The organism is Streptomyces sp. NPDC053560 (genome assembly GCF_044544605.1).
Classification (GTDB): Bacteria; Actinomycetota; Actinomycetes; order Streptomycetales; family Streptomycetaceae; genus Streptomyces.
Map to the genome: position 1 here is coordinate 152,837 of NZ_JBITXI010000015.1, position 16,660 is coordinate 169,496.

Here is a 16,660-nt window from a genome sequence, read left to right on the forward strand (position 1 = left end):
CACCGCTCCCCCGCCCCCACCTACGGGCTCGGGTCCGGGGCGGCTGCCCGGATTTCGTCGAACCGGCGTCCCATCTTCTCGCTGAAGGCTGCCGCTTCGTCGATGTCGTCCATGGATTTGTTGAATTCCCGTTCATCGCCGTGGTCGAAGCTGTGTGAGCAGGACTTTGCCCCTTTCTGCATGAGGGCGTTGTGTTTCTGCCACTGAGCATCGGCCCGGGCGTCCGGGATCGGGAAGTATTTTCCGGCGTCCTTGGCGATCCGGCCGAATTTTCGGCAGACCGGCTCGAAAGCGGATTCTTCGACGATTCCTCCCGCGTCGGCGCCTTTGGTGAACGCATCACCGAGAGCATGATGGGCGTCACCGAAGCGGTTCAGGAGGTCTCCCCCGCCGAACTTCAGCCAGTACTCCAATTGTGCTCGTTGGATTACCGGGGTACTGGCCGCGGCCCGGGGTACCTGCGAATAGGCGCGGTTCCGGTTCTCCAGTCCGTCGCCCGATGTTCCCTCCCGGTCGGTCTCGGCCGCAGCCGCCACCGTGGCGGACATGACGACGGCGCAGATGGCGGCCACGGCAGTCCGCCGGATGTAGAGCCTTCGCCGGCTCTCCGGCTGCCGGGTGGCCATCGAGCGTCCCTGGTCCCGGGCTCGGAGTCGCCGAAACGCCAGTACGACCGCAGCGGCGATGGTGACGGCGAGTGCGGTGGTGATGAGCACAGGTGCCAGGAGTGGTCGGGTGACCGTCCATGCGGGAGACGGCACCCAATTGCAATGCGAGGCGAGGGTGCTGAGCGGCTCGATGCATCCGTCGACCGACATCAGGAGGTGGGCCCCCAAGAGGCCCGTCAGCGCGGTGATTTCGGCGGTCAGCAGGGTGCTGTAGAGCGGGTAGCGACCCAGCCGGTTGGCGAGGAGAGCACCGGTCGTCGCCGAGAAGGTCACCAGGACGACGAGCATCCAAGCGCTCAGGCTCACCGAGTACAGACCGCCGCGCTGCCCCGATGGCGGCTGCCAGGTGTGCATGTATGCCTTGGCGACAGCGATGCCACCCCAGCTGGCAAGGCCCCCCAGCATCGCGGCCAACAGCACGGGCCGCAGCGGCGGCAGGGTCGGCCTGGACTCTTCCGCCGCATTCTCTCCCGAATCTTCCGAAGCTTCCGAAGCTTGCTCCTCTCGGTGGCCCCGCCCGGTCGTCCAGGCCAGCAGCGGCACCACGCACAGCGCGCAGACAGCAGCCAGGACAAGGGGATGGATGAATCCGGTGAACACTTCGAACCACACGGAAAGCGCAAGCACCATGCCCTGGTGCTCAGCGACCGGCCCGGGGAAGGTCAGCTCCGTCTCCCGGCGGGCCGCATCCATGTCGAACCATCCGCCGACCAGATTGATCCCGAACGTGTCCCACCAGACCATCCACGCCGTCAGCAGCAGACACCCCACCGCCATGACCAGCAGCATGGCCGGCCCTCTCACCCGCCAGGGCCATGCCCTCAGCCACAGCTGCGAGGACTCCGCAGTCCACCAGGCGAAAAGCACACCCGCGGCCACGACCGCGGCAAGAACTTCAGCATGGGGCGGCAACCAGCGCGTAGTCGATACCTGCTGCGTCACCACTGCACCGACCGCCATTCCCGCACCCAGCCACAATCCAGCACGCACGCCGGACAGCACGCGCCTTTTGGTGAGTACGGCATGAGCCACGGCACGCCACAGCGCAATCCCCGCGACACCGGTGACCGCGGCGGCCCCCAGCAGCGGCACCACATACTCACGCCATCCACCGCCACCGCCCAGTACAGTCCCAGCCTGATTGGTGATCACCGGCGCGGCGATTCCGGTCAGGAGCATCGGCAGCGCCTGCACGCCGAACAGCATCGCGGGATCCTCCAGCGCGCCCCGCCGCAGGTCCCAGCGGGGATGGGTCCGCCACACCTCGGTAAGGCGGGCCCAGCCGCGCCTGAGCCGCCCTTCGGGCCCGGGCGGCACCATAATCGCCCAGCTGCGCGGGTCCGCGCCCCCGCTCACCGCCGCCAGATCGGCGTACACCTCGCGCATTCGCAGAACATCGGCGCGGGCCAGGTACACCAGCACGGTCAGGAACACGCAGAGGATGAGCGCCCGCCACACGGTCATCTGCTCGGCGTGCCGGATGGGCGACCGAAACGACGTGGCGAGCGCGGCCACGCACCACACCAAGTACGGCAGCAGGACCAGGGCGAGGAACACCCGCCACAGGGCGACGGTGGCGTACGTCAACGTGACGTCGCCGTTGCGCACATGGGCGAACTCGTGCAGCAGCACCGCCCGGAAGCCCTCCGGCTCACCGGACCTGCGGGCAAGCAGGCCGGCGTGGAGGCAGACGGTCGGACGCCGGTTGCTTCCGTACACCGCCGCGCCGGCCGACAGCTCTGTGGGCGCGACGACGAACCGCGGCGTGCGGGCCAGCCCGGCCTGGGCCGCCACTTCGTGCAACGTACCGCGGATATCCCCCGTACGGTCGACGTCCTCCAGCGGAACGTGCCGGCCGCGCCACATCTTCCAGGCCGGCAGGGCCCGGAACACCAGCGCGGACGCCACAAGGACCAGGACGGGCCACAAGATGCCGACGAGGTCCAGCGGCGGCTCCGGGGCGTACCGGGCCTGGCAGGCCTCGAGGGCGTCGGCGTGCAGGACCATGCCGATGCTGCTGGCCATGTCGTCGATCCGGTTCGGGTCGACGCCGGCGGCGAGCATGCAGCCGAACGAGTTCGCGTCCGTCTCGCTGAGGCGGCGGGAGAGCGAGACACTAATCATCATCGAGCCGCTGCTCACCAGCAGCAGGATCACCAGCAGTACGAAGCGCGGAGTAGTGCCGGCGCCGATCGCCCGCTCATCGAACCGGCGCCGTGGGTCCGGCGTGGTCATCGCGGCTGCCCCTCGTCCGCGGTGTGATCCGCGGCGTTGTCGGCGGGCTCGTCCTCCCCGTCCTGTGCGGTGAGCGTGAGCCTGACCACCACCGCGTCGGCGATCGTCTCCGCGCGCCGCTCGCTCAGACCACGCTCAGCACCCACTTTGAGTACCAACTCGTGTACCTCACACAGTTGTTCACGACTCAAGGCCGGGACCACCGCGGGTTCCGCCCGCCTGCGGAAGATCTTCCGGCCGACCGCCTTCACGCCCCTCGTGGCCCCGATCGCGGCCTGGCCGCCGAGCTGGCGCGCCGCTTCGTGCACCGCGAGCCACACCACGGGCGTGACCAGTACGGCCGCCTCGTCCAGCCCGAACCCGAGCGGATCCTGCTCACTGCGCCCGCGGCCCATCCGCCGGGCCACGACTTCCTCGTCCAGCGCCGCCAACCCGTCCACCACGGGCAGTTCCTCCGCAGCGACCTCGGCCACCACGTCCCTGACCACATCGCCGGCCCGCACCCCACCAGAGGTCACGTCCCTCGCCCCCGTACCACTTGCCTGACAACCAAAGTCTCAGGATGCACTCCCACAACGCATTCGCCAACAGCCGTGCGTGGCAGCGGCCTTCGGTCTTCAGTCTCGGTCTTCGGTCTTCGGTCTTCGGTCTTCGACCGTCGGTTCTCGCGGCCGATGAGGAGGGTCCGGAGGCTGAACCGGGGGTCGGCCCCACGGCGTCGCCCGCCACCGTCACGCGCGGCGCACCCCGGCCAGTTCCTCGGACAGTTCCCAGACCCGTTGGGCGTCGTTCGTGCTGTGCAGGCGGCTGTAGAGCTTCTGCTGCGCGGGGGGCCGCCCAGGTGGCCCGGGCCGCTGGGGCCGTAGAACGCTCCGCGTTCGGCGTGCGGCGACGTGGCCGCGTACAGCGCGGGGAGCGCTGCGGTGCGTACCGTGCCGAGGAGGATGCCGCGGGCGGACAGGGCGCGGATGACGCGTACGCCCAGGGTGTCCCAGGCACGCCCCACCTCTGGGCGGGCCGCGTGCAGGTTCGAGGGAGCGACGCCCGGGTGGGACAGGTTGCTGGTGATACCCCAGTCGGCGCGGTGACAGGCGCGGAGCGGGGGGGACCAGCCGCCCGGTCAGCTTGTTCCTCATCTTCAAGCGTCGCGCACGGTGATGGTCTTGCTTCGGCGTTCGCCGTCATTCAATCGAGTTGTTCGACAGCGAACCCAGTCGTTCAGGCTTCCTGATCAGCAAACCTGGTCGCTCTTCGGCCCGATGCCATTGATGCTGGTCGCAGCTCCGTCCCGAGCGAACGAGTGGTGGAAGGTGAAGGCATGCGGTGCGGAGCCATGGTCGTGAAGGTGCTCCAGCCTGGAAACTCCGTCCTGCCAGGTGGGTATCACATCGTCGGAGACCCACCAGCACACGTAATTCGGGTGCCCTGTCCTCTCGAACCAGTCATAACGCCTGTTCAGCGCCTCGCGGTGCAGACCGGTGTAGATGGCGTCGAAGGCGGGGCGCAGGTCGGTCCAGAGTGAGAGGGTCGCGGCCAGGGCGGTGGTTTCCACCGTGCGGCCCTTGCCGTACCAGGTCGGTACGGCGAACTCGCCCCATGCACCCCAGTCAGCCTCGAAGAGCATGCCCCGGTCACCGCCTGCCGCTTCAGCACGAGCGAGGTACCCGGGGCGCTGACTGATCTTCCGGTAGACGGTCTCACCAATGTCGTAGAACTCGCGCGTGAGAGGCGCGGGATCGGCGAGAGGTGACTTCAGAACGCCGAATGTGTACAGCGCAAGATGAGGCATACGTCTCTCCCTGGTTGGGGGTGCCTGATGTGGACCCGCGGGTGGCTCAGCCTGGCGGAGCTCCTGGGCGACCGTGGGCGATCGCCGAAGACCAGGTGAAGGTAGCTGCCTCCGCGGCCCCTGTCGATATTGCGTTTTTCCTCTCCACGTGGCCTCTCGCACCGGTCATTGCGGGGGCTGGGCGGTGACGGGCGAGGCAGGCTGGTGCGTGCACAGGTGGCGCTGCACGCCGCGCGTGGACGCTCCCACGCATGCATCGCCCGGGAGGCGGGCTGCATATGGACACCGCGCGCCGCCGGCCTGTCCGGTTCGCTCAGGCGGGCCTGCCCGGGCTCAAAGACCGCAGGCGCCGAGGCCGCCCGACGGAACGCCACCCCGTTCATGTCGGCGTCGACCGTGCGTCGCCGGCTGGCCAGGGCGTGAACAAACCCCGAGCGATGTACGGCGCCGGCCACTTAGGTTGTGGTCATGAGCCTCGATCTAGATGATGAGATCCGCAGCCATGGGGAACTTGCCGCGTTTGTTCGCGACCTGCACCAGGAGTACTTGAGCCGAGGGCAGGAGTGGGAGAACAGCAACCTGGAGAGGTTTCTTGAGGCTCTGGCCGCGTGGATTGACAGCGCGGACGGCTTGTACCGCAACTTCGGCAAAGATCTCCCGCCTGCAGGCGACTGGACTTTCTTCGCGCGCAGTCTTCAGGCAGCCACGGTATACGAGTGACCGGTCGGAGCGTACACGGATAGGCCGGATGGGCGTTCAACTCGTCGAATGGGCCGTGCACTTGAGGCGCGTCCTCACTGTTCACCTGTCGCGCGGGCAGCCTTCGCGCGATCCGGGTCGCATCACGGAGGCTCTACCTCGACCGGCTGAAGGTAGCCATCGGTCTCCCTGGGCGCTGGATCGCCACAGGCCGATCGTACCGATCGTTCAGGGTGTGCGGTCCTCGGCTCCTGTGAAGTACCCGGACATGACCCGGGGCCACGACGGCCGCTCAGGAGTCGGCGAACCGGCGAACCGGTCGAAGCCCTACGTGCCCAACGCTCCTTGCACGAATCGCCGAAGGTGCGCACGTACGGCGTGGGGCTGTTCCAACCAGGACTCGTGACCGGCGCCCTCGATCCGCGTCAGGGGAAGATCGAGCCGACGGGCGAGTGATGCGAGTGCCGAGATAGGTCGGGGGTCGGCGCCGCCGCCGAGAAGCTCCGCTCGCGCGGGCAGGCACGCGCGCAGCTCGGCAAGATGTTCATCGAGCGGGTCCGCGCGCCCTTCCTTGCCGAGTTCACTGTTCATGACCCAGTTGACGGGGCGACGCCGCCGGGCACCCTGCGCGGCCCGGTGCCATCCCCCTTCGGGATCGGCGTGGTCGGTGAACCAGGCCAGCGTGAGCAGCTCCACTTCCTGCTCCTCCGTGCGCTGCCGCAGTTCCTCCAACTCGCGGAGCCGCTCCTGCTGCGCTGCGGACATGCGGCGGCTGCGCTCCACCCGGTACCCGGTACGCCAATCACCGACGAACGGCCCACACATCAGGAGCATCGCGGCAACCCGTTCAGAGTGCATCAGGCAGAACCGGCTCGCCAGATCGGCGCCGTAGGAGTGCCCGATCAGTACGGCCTCGGGCACGTCCCATGCGTCGAGCAGTTCAGCAAGATCGTCGACATGCCTGGCGAAGGAATGGGGTCCCTGCCAGGGGGAATGACCTGTGCCGCGCTGGTCGTACCGGTACGCAGGCGCCAGGTCCGCGACCATGGAGGCGACCTCGCCCAGGTAGTCCGGCAGACCGGGACCGCCATGGAGCAGAACCACGGCCGGCTGCTGAGCTGTGTCCCCTTGCGCCATCCAGCGCAACCGCGTCCCGTCAGTCATCGCCACGAGACCCTGCGTCTCCATCGAAGTCACCGCGAAGAACCTACCGGCGGCACCGAGGCTTCGCCAAAGATTTGGAGAACGAACCGACTTCGCCGGGGCGACGACATGACTGGCTGGTCACGTCGGGGACCACTCGCGCCGTATGCACCGGCCGACACGATCGCCGTTTCGAACAAAGTGCCCTCACCAGCAGAGAGAAAGCTCGGCTCGACCGGGTCCGCACCTGCGTGACGGGCCTCGCTCGTCCCCGCGTGGTGGCGATCGAATGGCTCGATCCACTGTGGCCCGCCGGCCACTGGGTACCGGAACAGATCGCTGCGGCGGGCGGTGGGTGACCCGCTCCAGGCCTCTCCCGGCGAGCATATGAAACCGATGCCCTGGGGCTCCGTATGTGCCGTGCGTCCCGATGTCCTCCTGGTCCTGCCGTGCGGGTTCCCACCTGACCGGATGCTGCAGGAAGCGGAGTCGCTCACGAGCCTCACCGGCTGGTCGGACCTGCCCTCCGTTCGGTCCGGCCGTGTATGGGCGCTGGACGGCCCCTCGTACTTCAATCGACCGGGGCCTCGAGTGGTGCGCGGCGCCGGGATCCTGGGGCAGCTACTGCACGGGGCGGCTTGCGGATCCCCCTGACACATGCAGAAGCACGTCGGCTCTCCGCCAGTACTACTGACGTAGACCACTGAGGTAGCGCCTCCGTCGACGTCCGTGCAGGCACCGGCTCCACCCGTCAGTTCACCAGACAGCAGTCTCCGCATTTTCCACCGCCGGGGGCCCGGTAGTACAGGCAGCAACTGCGGCGACGAAACGTCAGGTCCGGGCCGGTGATGTGGCCGGTACCACGAAGCCGTCCTGTAGCCAGCAGATCCATGGTGAGATGAGTGAGTGGAGCTCGCAGGTCAGGCTGAGTCCGAAGCAGCATGGACGCGGACCCGAGGAGCGCCGACGCCATGTTGCCGTCCAGCAATCGCGGCGAGATCTTGACAGCGAGTTGGTTTTCCAACGCCTCCATGCGTTGGTTGACCTCGGCGTACATCTGCTGCGATACGGACGGCAGTCCTGTTGTGTACCGGCCGACCGGGTCTGCCAGATGGAGAGCCGGGCCGCCCTCGGACCACTGCAGCGAGCTCAGATCGAGAACAATTCCGTGCAGGAGCGTGCAGGCCAGCACGGGGGACCACAAGCGGGCCGCGAGCCCCAAGTGGGCGATGGAGACGCCGATCCGCGCCTCGTCCGTGGCATATCGCTCGTTCACCGTCTCAGCCAGTGCGGCGAACACCGCCGGGCTGAGTTGTCCGCTCTCGTGCGGCCCGGCGTGACGGTCCATCGTTGTGGACAGGACGAAGAAGCCGCCCAGGGCGGCGACGTCGTGGAGCGCCGAGGCCACGTCCTTGGCGCGTGCCTCCCCCGCCCTTTCACTCATGTCGGATCCTTCCGCAGTCGCGGCAGTTCGGCGAGCCGGTCCATCGGGATCAGGTTGCTTTCACGCGACGTGGTGGGGTGAAGGTGTAGAGGTCAAGAATCTCCGGGCGTGGCGCGACGCCCGGGCCACCGGAGCTCACCCATGCGGCTACGTCCTCAGTGGCGTCGCCATCGTTGACCAGACCCAGCCATACCGGTCGAGCGCCGGCCGCGCGGCCGACCGCGGACGGCTGCACCACGATGACATTCGCCTGATCGCAGACGTCGAGACACTCGGAGATCCGTACCGGCGCCACGGCGCGTAGCCGCGCGGTCTGCGCCGCGTGGTCGCCGCTCACCTTGACGGTGCCGCAGCAGCAGTCGCGGCACACGACCACCCGGCAGGGAACCGAGTTTTCGGCTCCCCTGTTGTCGTCCTGCACCACGTCGGCCGGCGTTTCTGGCATGCCGCGTCCTTCCTCTCACCGGGGAGATCCGCCCCGGGGTCCATCGAGGAGGCGACAGCGTGAGTCTCCTGGCTCCCGGGTTACTGCTCGTCCCGCCTTCCCACCCGCGCGGGGCGGTGGCTCATCGGGATCCGCTCGCCGATCACAGTGGCGGTACCGCACCGGATTCACACCGGTTTCCTCGAACCGCCGTCGCCTTTGTCATCCGACATCATGCCATTAGCAATCTTCGGGACCTCGGGCGCTATCGCGTCGGCTCGGTCAGCCCGCGGCGGACGATCGCACCGCGCCCTGCCCACCCACTGCGGAAGGCACCGCGTGCACCATTTGCAGCAGTCCGACCCGCGCCCCGTGGATACGATTCAGGCCGAACCTGTCGATGGCACCCAGCATGAGCTTCTGGCAGTGGTTCGTCCGGGCCATCGGCTTGTCCATCAAGTGCTGGTCGTCATTGATTGCTGCCAGCCATGTCTTCCGGGCGTCGTGGACGAGTCAGCTCGGCCAGGAGCTCCGCCCGTCGTGGGCAACCGCGGCTGCCCACGAAGTCAGGGGCAGCAATGCCCGGGTCAGTCCTCGGCGCGCTGGGTCACGCAATGCCCGTGTCAGTCTTCGGCGCGCTGGGTCACTGGTGCGTCGGTGCGGTCACCGGGGAACTCGTACCAGCGACGCTGCAGGCAGACGAACTGCACGTCGGCGCAGACCAGCCGCATGAACCCGGCGATGGTTTCGGTCAGCCGCTGCTGTGCTCCGGGGTGGGAGAGCCGACCGTCCTCGGTGAAGCCCTCGTGCGCACGAGGCAGGCTGAACATGTCGGGGTAGACCCGCGTCCCCAGGTGCTCCAGCGGGACACGTAGCGCCCACAGGCCGCGGTTGCCACCGATCATCGACGGCGAGGACGACAGCAACAGCGCGTGCTTGGTCTTGAAGGGCTGCGGTCGAACGCGTGACACCCAGTCGATGGCGTTCTTCAACAGTCCCGGAACGGAGGCGTTGTACTCGGGAGACGAGATCACGAACGCATCGCAACGTTTGATCCGCTCGGCCAGGGCCAGGGCGCCGGCCGGTAGCCCTTCCGCGTCTTCCACATCGCCGTCGTACAACGGCATGTCGAAATCCCGCATGCCGGCCAGATCGGCCTCGGCACCACTCTCGGCGACCAGGTGCGATGCCAGAGCGGCCAGCCGCGCGTTGGTGGAGTGGGCACGCAGGGCCGCGCCGAACACCAGGACGCGAACAGCAGCCGGTTCCACCTCTGCAGCCATAGCGGCCCCATTCCTTCCTCCGGGCAGCCGTACCAGCGGCCAGTCTTCCGCAGCCCGGCCCGCCGCACCAGACGGCGGAACGGCTGCCGCCGCACACGTAACGCTGTTCGGGTGACGTCATGACGGCATGGTGTCGTGGCGTCGTGGCGACATCATCATGCGATCCCCCCCCGAGGCCCCACGGTGCGCCGGCGGCTGAGCAGCCCCCACACAGGCGATGCACCATCCGGTCAGCAGTACGGCGGCCAGGCCGAGCACGTCGTCCCGAGGCGACTCGCACCCACAGCCGTCGCTCTCCTGTTCGCCTCCCCGGCTGAGGACTTTTCGCGGACTCTCACCGAAACCACCACCGGATCGCGACGAAATGAGCATTCCCTGGAATACGTACGCTCCCCTTCCTCTGTGTCATCGCTGCGGGAGACCTCCTGCGGGAGGCCTCCTGCGGGCGCCGTAAAACGGCGACAAGTCGCTGAATCACATCTGTCCCTGCTTCATCAGCAGTGGCAAGCTTCTCGCCCAGACAGCTCTTACGGCAGGGCAGGGGGAACGAGTGAGAGACGAACGATTAGAGCCGGAAGGCATCACCGAGGTGGCCGCATTCATGACGGGGCTGCGTCGGCTGCGCGCGCTGTCCGGGCTGACCTTCCGGGAACTGGCACGCCGGGCCGAAGCAGAGGGGCGCACCCTGCCCGCCAGCACACTCGCCGCCGCTCTTGGCCGGGAGAAACTGCCGAGGGCGGAAGTCGTGGAAGGGCTCGTCCGGGCCTGCGGCTGTCCGCCGGACACCGTCGCCGCGTGGCTGGCGGCGCGCAGCAGGCTTGCCTGTCCCGGCCCTGAAACGACCGCGAGCACCGCATCGGCCGCAGCTCCTGACCAGGGCACCCCGGCCGATACGGCGACCGCAGTACGGCGCAGACGCCTGGGCCTGCGCCGGCGGACGGGAACGTACATCGCTGCGGCGGGCGTCGCCACCGCTGTCACCCTGGGGCTGGTCCTGTACGCACAGACCGGTTCCGCAGCCGGTGGGGCCGGTGAGACCGGACCGGAGCGGACCGCCGCTCTGAGCGACACCGCGGAGCCACCGACCCCGCCCCCGTCCGCGTCCGCGTCCGTACCAGAGGGCAAGTACCTCATCCGCGCCGCGCAATCGGGACTCTGTCTCGCCGAGCGCGTCGGCGAGGGGTCGGGACAGGTCCATCAGGACGAATGCGCCAATGCCATACCGGATTACGCCCTGGAACGGTTCCCCGACGGCACGTATCAGATCCTTTCCCAGCACCCCGAGTTCGGGCCGGGATGCATGGGCGTTACGGACCGGCGTACGGCCGAACTCGCCCCGGTCGCCGATGACTTCTGCGGACGGCGGGGACCTGCCGAGCGCTTCGTACTGGAACGTGTGGACGACGACGCCGTCACCGGCGCGGCAAAGGCCGGCCTCGGCACCTCACCCGACAACGACCTGTACCGGCTGCGCCCACGCCATTCGCAGAAATGCCTGGGCTTCACGCCGTCGGCGACCTCCGGCGGGCGCGAAGGGCAGCCGCTGCTCCAGTTGTCGTGCGCCCCGAAAGCCGAGGGGCAGTTGTTCGCCTTCGAACCGGTGACGTGACGAGGGTGACGGCGGTGCCGGTCCTGGCGGTGCTGGCGTTCCTGGTGGTGGCGCTAGCCCGATAGGCCGTGATGTTCGTGATGTTCGTGACGTTGGTGGCGACGGTTCTGGCGGGAACGCCGGGCCGCCCGGCCGAGCGGCCGTACGACGACACCGAGCACCTCCGCGGTCGAGTAGTAGCCGAAGCGGCGTGAGTCGAAGCTCTGTGCCCGGTTGTCACCGAGCAGTACGAGCCTGCCCGGCGGAACGGTGGTCTCGGGAACGTCCGCGAGGGACGGGACGCGGTCGCGCGGTACCGCGTCACCAGGCAGCGCGGCGACCCTCTTGATGATCCACTCGAAGTAATCGGGGTCGTCGGGACCCATCACAGCGCGCCCGAGCACCGCGAGCTCCCCCACCGCCCGGACGGGGCCGCGTCGGACGAGGACGCGGTCCCCGCCCAGGAGCGTGGGCTGCATGCTCGCGCCCCGGACCGTCACGACCACCCATCGGCCGCGCAGCAGCGCACGGCCGACGGCCAGAGCCACCGAGGGGGCGGGCGCCAGGACGAACAGCCACACCACAGGCGCGGGCCGGCGCAGCACCGCCAGCATTGCGGCTGCGGTCAGCAGGGTCAGCCCGATGAGCAGCGGGCCGCGCACGGGGCGGGCGAAGCCTTCGCCCCGGCGGTGCCCGGGAGACGCAGGAGGCGCAGGAAGGGGCATGATCGTGTGTCCTCAGTCGCGCGTGGCAGCCCGGTAGCCGGATGCCTGGAGTGTGAACAGCCGTGCGTACGTACCGCCGAGTTCGAGCAGTTCCTCGTGGCTGCCCGCCTCCGCCACGCGGCCGTCCTCCAGAACGACGATCCGGTCGGCACCCCGTAGTGCGCCGAGGCGATGCGAGATGAGCAGACTGGATCGGCCGGTGCGCGTACGCTGCAGGGAAGTGTGGATCTCTGCCTCGGCCTCGGCGTCGAGACCGGAGGACGGCTCGTCGAGGATCAGGAGTTCGCTGGCATTGCGCAGCAATGCCCTTGCCAGCGCCAGTCGTTGGAACTGTCCGCCGGACAGCACCACACCCGTCTCCGGGTCGTCCTTGTCGCCTTCCATCATGAATGTTCGGGAGAGCAGGGTGTCATAGCCGTACGGAAGACGGCTGAGGGCGTCGTGGATGCCTGCCTCTCGTGCGGCGCTGGTCAGGCGCTCGCGGTCGTCCAGCGCACTGAGGTCACCCAGGGCGATGCTCTCAGCAGCGGTGAGGTCGTAGTTCATGTAGTCCTGGAACACAACCCCGATCCTGCGGCGCAGCTCCACCGGGTCCACCTCGCGCAGGTCCACGCCGTTCCACCGGATCGCACCTCGCACCGGGTCGTAGAGCCGGCAGAGCAGTTTCACCAGGGTGGTCTTGCCCGCGCCGTTCAGGCCGACCAGCCCGACGGACTGTCCGTACGGGATGCGAAGGCTGACGCCCCGCAGGATCCACGGATGGTCCGCCGAGTAGCGGAACCACACATCGTCGAACTCGATCTCCCCGCTCAAGGCCGGCAGATTGCGGGGCGTCTCGGCGACCGGCAGATCCTCCGCCGCCGTGGTGACGGCGAGGAAGTGGCCGAACATCAGCAGCGACTGGTGGGTTCCGGCCAGCGCCCCCGCCACTCCCATCAGAGCGGACTGCACGGCGACCACGGCGGTGAGGAACATCGCCACATCCCCCAGGGACAGTGCGCCCCGGCTCGTCGCCGCCACCGCCCAGATCAGGCCGCCGCCCGAGACGAGGGCGCCCAGTACCCCCAGCCCCGCCTGCCAGGTGACTTCCCGACGGTCCACAACCCGCCGTTCGGCGTTGGCGGCGCGGCGCTCAGCAAGCATCCGGCTCCGCAGGTGGGAGGCGGTTCCGAACAGCCGGATCTCCTTGGCGGCCGCCACACTCGACAGCAAGTGGCTGTAGAACATCTCGCGGCGCTCGATGGGGCCGACCGTGGCCGATACCTGTGCGCGCTGCCGGGACAGTGCCACCTCCGCGATCAGCGTGGGGATGCCGGCGAAGAGCACCAGGACCGTCATGCCCGGGTTCAGGGTCCACAACGACATCAGGAACCCTGCGAGCACGAGCGCCGACTGGCCCAGGCGCAGCAGGCCGTCCACCGCCTGGAGGGGCATCGTCCCGCCTGCCTGCTCGGCCAGGCGCAGCCGGTCGAGGAATGCGGGGTCCTCGAAGCGGGCGAGACCGACGAACCGCTCGACCGCACGGAACAGCTGATCCTGTGCCCGCAGGCCGACCGAGCGGTCGAGTTCGGTACGCAGGTACTCGGCGCCCTGGGGCCCGACAGCGAGGAGGACTCCCGCGAGGCCGAACCCCACCGCCGACCACATCGGGTCGAAGGCAGGGGTACGGCCCGACAGGCCATCGAGGATCAGCTTTGTCAGCCAGGCGGCCGCGACCGGCAGAACGCCGCCCACCAGGGTCATGATCACGTAGAGGGAGAAGGTCCCGGGCGCGGCGGCGCAGGCCAGGCGACAGGCCGTCCACAGGGCTGCCGGCCCTCCGTCCTCCTCCCCCAGGGCCTCCGGGCCGCCGCCCTCCCCCGAGGCCTCCGGGCCGCCATCCTCTCCGGGGGCCTTCGGGCCGGCATCCCCCTGCGGACAGGGCGTCTCCCCCTTCACGGCGGCGAGGCCCGTTGCCTCGCCCCCGGAAGCCCCCGGCGGCCCGTCGGCTGCCGCTGCTCCTGCTGCGGCGATCGCAGGCTCGGCCATCAGATCAGCGCGCCCACCGGCTGGTCCAGGTCGATGCTATTGGCGCTGACCCGTACCTGACCGAGCTCGTCCCGAGCAACGCGCAGCATCGTCGGGAAGGCCGACACCTTGAACGCTCCGGCGACAGGGCCCATGCCATTGGTCACCACGACGCGCGCGACCGGAGCCAGCGCCGCGGCGAACTCCTGCTCCTTGCCGCCGTCCTCGTCCACCACCACGAGTGTCTGGTTCCGGCCGCCGGGCAGCTTCTTGGCGTACTCGACGAATCGCGGCATCTTCTCCCGGCAGGGCGAACAGTCGTGCATGAAGAAGGCCACGACACAGTCGTCGGCGAGGTCGTCGCGTCCGACTTCCTCACCGTCGAGCGTGACGGCGGCGAACTCACCGACCTCCAGCCCGACGGGTACGTCCGACTCGCCCGGGCCACCCCGCTGCGCCAGCATGTCGCTGTGCGCGCGCAGCCGCTTGACCACACCGATCGTCAGCAGGATGTTCAGGCAGCACAGCAGCCCCAGGACCACAACGAGAGCTATGAACAGCGCATTCATCGTTTCACTCCATTTCGGATGCGTGGACATTCCAGATGCGCGGAGGCTTCGGGCTCATCCAGCGCATCGGATGCATCGGATGCTTCAGGGATGACGAGCGGGGGCCGAGGGAGCCGAGCGCCCCGAGCCGGAACGATCACGGACCGGGACGGGTACGACGACCCGGTCACGGGCCGGGGCAGGTACGACGCCGCTCGAGCGGAACAGCGAGACGATCTCATCGAGCGCGGTGACCAGGCCGCCCAACGCGACACCCGCACAGACAGCGACCAGCACCCCGGCCCACACCAGCGGCCCGCGGGCCGCGGTCGAAGCGAAGGCACCGGTGACTGCTGCCGCGGCGAGCAGCAGATTGCGCAGTACGTGGTGCGGCGCGAGTGCCGCCGAAGACGCCCCGAAACAGCGGCACGGCCTGCTGCCGCCACGCCGCAGCAGTACCGCGATCGCGCCGGAGAAGACGACCAGAAGCAGGACCGCCACAGCGAAGCCCGCGACGACGAGGAGGCGCGAGGGAGCTGCGAGGCAGGCCACCAGGGCGAGTTCACCCGACACGACGCAGACGGCGGCCGGCGCTGTCAGACGGTCCGGCAGCAGCCTCATGGCTCGCAAGGACGTCCGGAATTCCCGATGGGACGACGGGCCCAGCTTGCTCAGGGACGAGATCAGGAACACGACGCCGACGAAGCAGCGCAGGCCGATGGCCAGGTAGTGCATGACAGACATCCACCTCTGCTGGAAAGAGCGGCGCCACTTGGGCGCCGCCCCCGTTTCAGACCCGGTCAGCAGGAGCGCGCGCCGCACCAGGTGCTCTTGACGACACAGCCCTGTCCGTCGCAGCAGTACGCCTTGCACTGCTGGTTGTTCGGGCACTGCCAGCACGCCTTGAACCACTTGCAGCCGCATTGCGCCGCAGACGCCTCGATGCTGGGCACGAACCGCTCCAGCAGACCTGCGCCGATGGCTTCCAGCTTCTTCAGCAAGGGAATGTTCCTCTCTTCCGGGTCGCTCAGCCCTTCGTGGACCGAGCCGGAACGAGATTCGCCAACCCCGAGGCACCTGTGCAATCACTCCGGCGAACCGGGACAGTACGGAACGGTTCCGTCCCTGTCCCACAGCGAACATGCAGGTCAGAGCGGCGTTCGGGCCTGTCCCGAACAATCCGGTACACCGCCGCACGGCCACGCTCTCGCCCGCCGGACCGACCAGGCCGGCGAGGAGGTCCTTGGTGACGTGTTGAATGGTCGCGGTGCATCCAACGGCCCGCTTCGACCGGCCGGCGGCAGAACACCAACAGCCTGATCCACGCCGCGCACCGCGCCGCCACCGTCCTGCCGCCTACCTGCGCCGAGCCCGCAGCCCCATATCCTCAGGACCAGCAAACCGCCGGAGACTATCGGCGAGTGCAGGCCGTGCCGGCAGCTGGACGCTTTCTGCTGCAGACGGACGTCGTCCTCGTCAGCTCGCGCCTGGCAGGGCGTTCTCCAGGAGGACCTCTGCTGCCGCCCGCGCGTGCCGCCCGTAGTCCGCATCACTCAGCACCATGGCACGGCTGGCGGCCCCGTCAGCGAGAGTGACGAGTTGTTCGGCGAGTGCGGCGGGCTCGCGGCAGCCCAGTTCCGTTACCAGCGCGGTTACCAGCTGCACCATCAGCAGTTTCTGGTCGCGGGCGTAGGAGTGGACCGCGCTCTGGGGGTCGGGGAATTCCGCGGCGGCGTCGATGAACGGGCATCCGCGCACGGGAGTCGCGTTTGCCGCAGGAGGGGCGAACAGCGCGAGGATCCGCTCTCTCGCCGGGATGTCCTCGCGAGTCAGCGCGCTCTCCAGGGTGTGCCCTGTCGAGGCCAGGTCTTGAAGATGGGCGATGACCAGGTCGCTCTTTGTTCGAAAGTGCGCATAGAGGGTGCGCTTGGACACCGGTGCCTGCTCTGCGACCTGTTCCATGCCGGTCGCGTTGATCCCTTGGGTCGCGAACAGTTGGGCGGCGGCAGCCAGGATGCGTTCGCGCCCGCCGCGCCCCTGCCGTCGAGTCGCCGTCGTCACCGTATCCATGAGGGAAGTATACGTTCCCGTTTACTTCAACGGGAGT

General features: G+C 68.6%; 16 protein-coding genes, 1 pseudogene and 1 riboswitch. Of the genes and pseudogenes, 2 read left to right on the plus strand and 15 right to left on the minus strand.

Annotated elements, in window-relative coordinates; all coding sequences use genetic code 11:
- Nucleotides 1–20: 20 nt before the first annotated feature.
- The 4 genes and pseudogenes from ACIGQF_RS32060 to ACIGQF_RS32075 form a co-directional block, all read right to left on the minus strand.
- Entirely contained in the window at nt 21–2,903 is a 2,883-nt protein-coding gene (locus tag ACIGQF_RS32060; RefSeq protein WP_399717587.1) for a M48 family metallopeptidase, read from the minus strand.
- Nucleotides 2,900–3,379 (minus strand): hypothetical protein, encoded by a 480-nt coding sequence (locus ACIGQF_RS32065; RefSeq protein ID WP_399717590.1) that lies wholly within the window; start codon nt 3,377–3,379, stop codon nt 2,900–2,902. The genes ACIGQF_RS32060 and ACIGQF_RS32065 overlap by 4 nt, the downstream gene beginning before the upstream one ends.
- 255 nt (nt 3,380–3,634) lie before the next feature.
- A pseudogene (locus ACIGQF_RS32070) lies at nt 3,635–3,984 on the minus strand (short chain dehydrogenase); the annotation flags it as partial.
- Between the two features lie 150 nt (nt 3,985–4,134).
- The gene (locus tag ACIGQF_RS32075; protein ID WP_399717593.1) at nt 4,135–4,692 is read right to left on the minus strand and encodes a DUF3291 domain-containing protein; all 558 of its coding nucleotides are present in this window, start codon (nt 4,690–4,692) and stop codon (nt 4,135–4,137) included.
- A gap of 468 nt (nt 4,693–5,160) precedes the next feature.
- On the opposite strand from ACIGQF_RS32075, the gene ACIGQF_RS32080 reads away from it, so the two are divergent.
- Nucleotides 5,161–5,412 (plus strand): hypothetical protein, encoded by a 252-nt coding sequence (locus ACIGQF_RS32080; RefSeq protein WP_399717595.1) that lies wholly within the window; start codon nt 5,161–5,163, stop codon nt 5,410–5,412.
- A 306-nt stretch (nt 5,413–5,718) separates the two neighbouring features.
- Here ACIGQF_RS32080 and ACIGQF_RS32085 read toward each other — a convergent pair whose 3' ends face one another.
- The 5 genes from ACIGQF_RS32085 to ACIGQF_RS32105 form a co-directional block, all read right to left on the minus strand.
- A complete protein-coding gene (locus ACIGQF_RS32085; RefSeq protein ID WP_399717690.1) occupies nt 5,719–6,579 on the minus strand; it encodes an alpha/beta fold hydrolase in 861 nt (286 codons plus the stop codon).
- A gap of 706 nt (nt 6,580–7,285) precedes the next feature.
- Nucleotides 7,286–7,978, minus strand: coding sequence for a (2Fe-2S)-binding protein (locus ACIGQF_RS32090; protein ID WP_399717598.1), 693 nt, complete (start codon nt 7,976–7,978; stop codon nt 7,286–7,288).
- A gap of 49 nt (nt 7,979–8,027) precedes the next feature.
- Nucleotides 8,028–8,423, minus strand: coding sequence for a (2Fe-2S) ferredoxin domain-containing protein (locus tag ACIGQF_RS32095; protein ID WP_399717601.1), 396 nt, complete (start codon nt 8,421–8,423; stop codon nt 8,028–8,030).
- 40 nt (nt 8,424–8,463) lie between these two features.
- Nucleotides 8,464–8,652: riboswitch (cobalamin riboswitch) on the minus strand.
- A gap of 32 nt (nt 8,653–8,684) precedes the next feature.
- Nucleotides 8,685–8,858 carry a hypothetical protein gene (locus ACIGQF_RS32100; RefSeq protein ID WP_399717604.1) on the minus strand — a complete coding sequence of 58 codons (174 nt, stop codon included), beginning with the start codon at nt 8,856–8,858 and terminating at the stop codon, nt 8,685–8,687.
- Nucleotides 8,859–9,025: 167 nt separating this feature from the next.
- Nucleotides 9,026–9,685 (minus strand): NADPH-dependent FMN reductase, encoded by a 660-nt coding sequence (locus ACIGQF_RS32105; RefSeq protein ID WP_399717607.1) that lies wholly within the window; start codon nt 9,683–9,685, stop codon nt 9,026–9,028.
- Between the two features lie 601 nt (nt 9,686–10,286).
- Between ACIGQF_RS32105 and ACIGQF_RS32110 the strand changes: the two genes are divergently transcribed.
- Complete coding sequence (locus ACIGQF_RS32110; RefSeq protein ID WP_399717609.1) at nt 10,287–11,294, plus strand: helix-turn-helix domain-containing protein; 1,008 nt, start codon at nt 10,287–10,289, stop codon at nt 11,292–11,294.
- Between the two features lie 53 nt (nt 11,295–11,347).
- Here ACIGQF_RS32110 and ACIGQF_RS32115 read toward each other — a convergent pair whose 3' ends face one another.
- From ACIGQF_RS32115 to ACIGQF_RS32140, 6 genes are all read right to left on the minus strand, one after another.
- Complete coding sequence (locus tag ACIGQF_RS32115; RefSeq protein WP_399717612.1) at nt 11,348–11,998, minus strand: S26 family signal peptidase; 651 nt, start codon at nt 11,996–11,998, stop codon at nt 11,348–11,350.
- Nucleotides 11,999–12,010: 12 nt separating this feature from the next.
- Nucleotides 12,011–14,026, minus strand: a complete 2,016-nt coding sequence (locus ACIGQF_RS32120; RefSeq protein WP_399717614.1) for an ABC transporter ATP-binding protein — start codon at nt 14,024–14,026, stop codon at nt 12,011–12,013.
- Entirely contained in the window at nt 14,026–14,574 is a 549-nt protein-coding gene (locus tag ACIGQF_RS32125) for a TlpA family protein disulfide reductase (RefSeq protein ID WP_399717617.1), read from the minus strand. The genes ACIGQF_RS32120 and ACIGQF_RS32125 overlap by 1 nt, the downstream gene beginning before the upstream one ends.
- An 84-nt stretch (nt 14,575–14,658) precedes the next feature.
- Nucleotides 14,659–15,297 carry a MauE/DoxX family redox-associated membrane protein gene (locus ACIGQF_RS32130; protein ID WP_399717620.1) on the minus strand — a complete coding sequence of 213 codons (639 nt, stop codon included), beginning with the start codon at nt 15,295–15,297 and terminating at the stop codon, nt 14,659–14,661.
- 56 nt (nt 15,298–15,353) lie between these two features.
- Nucleotides 15,354–15,554 (minus strand): hypothetical protein, encoded by a 201-nt coding sequence (locus ACIGQF_RS32135; protein WP_399717623.1) that lies wholly within the window; start codon nt 15,552–15,554, stop codon nt 15,354–15,356.
- A 475-nt stretch (nt 15,555–16,029) separates the two neighbouring features.
- Nucleotides 16,030–16,623, minus strand: a complete 594-nt coding sequence (locus ACIGQF_RS32140; RefSeq protein WP_399717625.1) for a TetR/AcrR family transcriptional regulator — start codon at nt 16,621–16,623, stop codon at nt 16,030–16,032.
- Between the last annotated feature and the right edge of the window lie 37 nt (nt 16,624–16,660).